Raw genomic sequence first — 2834 nt, 5'->3', positions numbered from 1 at the left:
CCGGGAGAACGCACCGGTGCGCGTCCCGGCCGGTTCTCCCGTCCGTCCGGGCCGCGACCCGGTGCGGGCGTCCGTCCCGGGACCTGTCCGGGCACCGCCCGGCAGGAAGGCGGCCCCGGACACGCCCCCGGGCCGGGCACACGCGTCCCGGACGGGACGCGTGTGCCCGGCCCGGGGGCGTGTCCGGGGCCGCCTTCCTGCCGGGCGGTGCCCGGACAGGTCCCGGGACGGACGCCCGCACCGGTGCGCGTCCCGGACGGACGGGAGAACCGGCCGGGACGCGCACCGGTGCGTTCTCCCGGGCGGTCCAAAACCGGCGTTCCGGGACCGCCCGGGAGAACCGCGCACGACCGGTCCGGAGCCCTGGGCCCCGGGCCTCAGGCCCGGAACGTCGGCACCAGGCGCCCCGGGCGACGGCGGCGCACGGTCCCGCGGTGGCCGGGACCCCGGCCGCGGGGCGCGCCCTCGCGTCCGTCCAGCTGGATCCAGATGCGCACCTCGGTGCCGCCGAGCACCGACGAGCCGATGCGGACGTCCCCTCCGGTGGTCTCCGCGAGGCGGCGCACTATGTCCAGGCCGAGCCCGGTGGAGCCGTCGCTGCCGGAGCCCCGGCCGCGGGCCATCGCCGCCTCGGGGTCGGGGATGCCGGGACCCGCGTCGGAGACGAGCACGATCACCGCGTCCTCGCCGTTGTGCACGTCGACCGCGAAGGCGGTGCCCTCGGGGGTGTGCCGGAACACGTTGCCGAGCAGGGCGTCGAGGGCGGCGGCCAGATCGGCGCGGGCCACGGGGATGCGCACGGGGGTGTCCGCGCAGGCCACCCGCCAGGTGCGGCCCTCGTCCTCGGCGAGCGCCGACCAGAACACCATCCGCTCCCGGACCACTTCGGCCGCGTCGCAGCCGGCGCCGGGACCCGCCGCGGCCGTCTGCGGTTTGGCGTCCCGCGCGGTGCGGATGATGGTGTCGACCTCGCGCTCCAGCTGTTCCACCGCCGCGCGGGTCTGCTCGGCGGCCGGTCCGTCGCCGAGCGAGGCGGCGTTCAGCCGCAGCACGGTCAGCGGGGTGCGCAGCCGGTGGGAGAGGTCGGCGGCCAGCTCCCGCTCGTTGGCGAGGAGCTGGACGACCTGGTCGGCCATGGAGTTGAACGCCACGGCCGCCAGCCGCAGTTCGGTCGGCCCCTTCTCGGGCACCCGCGCGCCCAGCTTGCCCTCCCCCAGTTCGCGCGCGCCCTCGACCAGCCGCTGCGCGGGCCGCACCATCCGCACGCCCAGCCGGTCGGCGACCGCGACCGAGCCGAGCACGAGGGCGGCGCCGACCGCCGCGAGCACCGCCCAGGCCGTGCCCACCCCGTTGGTGACCTCGGCCTCGGGGACGTACACCTCGACCACGGCGATCTCGCCGCTGCTGAGCGCGACCGGCTGGAGCAGGGCGGAGCCGCCGGACACCGGGGAGGTGGAGACGCGCCCCAGCCCGCGCACCGCCTCGACGTCCTCCGCGGCGGCCCGCCGGCGTCCGATGTCGAAGGGCTCCTCGCCGTCCGCCGCGGGGAGGTGCACGGCCATGCCCGCGTCGGAGCCGGCGGAGGCGACGACGCGTTCCAGCTGGTCGCGGTCGGTGGTGATGGACAGCGCGGGGGCGACCGCGGCGGCCTCCCGCTCGGCGTTGGAGAAGGCGCGGTCGCGGGCCATCTCGCGGATGACCAGGCCCAGCGGCACCGCGAAGGCGACCACGACCATCGCGGTCACCGCCACGGACACCTTCACCAGGGCCCACCTCATCGCGGCTGTTCCGCTCCGGGGGCCCGGCCGGCGGGCGGCTCCAGTTTCACGCCGACGCCCCGCAGGGTGTGCAGGTAGCGCGGCCGGGCGGCCGTCTCCCCCAGTTTCCGGCGTAGCCAGGACAGGTGGACGTCGATGGTCTGGTCGTCGCCGTACGACTGCTGCCACACCTCGGCGAGGAGTTCCCTGCGGGCGACGACGACTCCGGGCCGCCCGGCGAGGAAGGCGAGCAGGTCGAACTCCCGCCGGGTCAGGTCCAGCCGCACGCCGTCGAGTTCGGCCTGGCGGCGCAGCGGGTCGACGGTCAGCCCGCCGACCCGGATCACCGGAGACGGTGCGGCCTGGCCCCCGAGGGAACGGGCCCGGCGCAGGACGGCCGCCATCCGGGCCGACAGGTGTTCCGCCGAGAAGGGCTTGGTCAGGTAGTCGTCCGCGCCCGCGTTCAACAGCCGTACGATCTCCGCCTCGTCGTCCCGCGCGGTGGCGATGATCACCGGTACGTCGGTGATGCCGCGCAGCATCTTCAGCGCCTCGGAGCCGTCGAGGTCGGGCAGTCCGAGGTCCAGGACGACGACGTCGAAACGGAAGTGGGCGACCTCGCGCAGCGCCTCCAGCGCCGTCCCCACACTGCGCACGGTGTGCGCGGCGTCGGTCAACTGCCGGATGAGCGCCGAGCGTACGAACGGGTCGTCCTCGACCACGAGAACACTTGCCATGGGCGGCACCGTACGCCATGCCGGGCGGCCCGGCGGCGGCCCGTGGACAACTCCGGATCCCGCGGGCGACGCGACACCCGCGGGGCGGGTGGGGCAGTATGGCCGGCGATGCGCAGAGGACTCGTACACCTGCTGGCCTGGCTGCTCGCCACGGGCGCGGCGGTCACGCTGTCGTGGTGGGGCGTGCACACCGTGATGGCGGGCACCGCCTACGACCCTCCGCGCGCGCTGCCCGTCACGGCCGGGGACGCGGCGGCGCGGGAGTCGAAGCCGGTCTCGTCCTCGACCCGGCGCCCGTCCGACGGGGAACCGTCGAAGGACGCCGGGTCGAGGACGAGAC

The 2834-nt window shown here is 76.3% G+C and carries 2 protein-coding genes and 1 pseudogene; 1 reads left to right on the top strand and 2 read right to left on the bottom strand.

Going from position 1 to position 2834, the window contains the following annotated elements:
* Positions 1-377: 377 nt before the first annotated feature.
* Entirely contained in the window at positions 378-1778 is a 1401-nt protein-coding gene (locus AOK18_RS26555) for a sensor histidine kinase (protein WP_055575091.1), read from the bottom strand.
* Positions 1775-2494 (bottom strand): response regulator transcription factor, encoded by a 720-nt coding sequence (locus AOK18_RS26550; RefSeq protein ID WP_055575092.1) that lies wholly within the window; start codon positions 2492-2494, stop codon positions 1775-1777. Before AOK18_RS26550 ends, AOK18_RS26555 begins: the two co-directional genes overlap by 4 nt.
* 108 nt (positions 2495-2602) lie before the next feature.
* On the opposite strand from AOK18_RS26550, the pseudogene AOK18_RS31435 reads away from it, so the two are divergent.
* Positions 2603-2834, top strand: a pseudogene (locus tag AOK18_RS31435) (hypothetical protein); the annotation flags it as partial.

Origin of the sequence: Streptomyces prasinopilosus, assembly GCF_001419695.1 — a bacterium.
In the GTDB taxonomy this organism is placed as follows: Bacteria; Actinomycetota; Actinomycetes; order Streptomycetales; family Streptomycetaceae; genus Streptomyces; species Streptomyces prasinopilosus.
The sequence above is the reverse complement of the archived record's forward strand: the minus strand, read 5'-3'. Positions and strand labels throughout refer to the sequence as shown.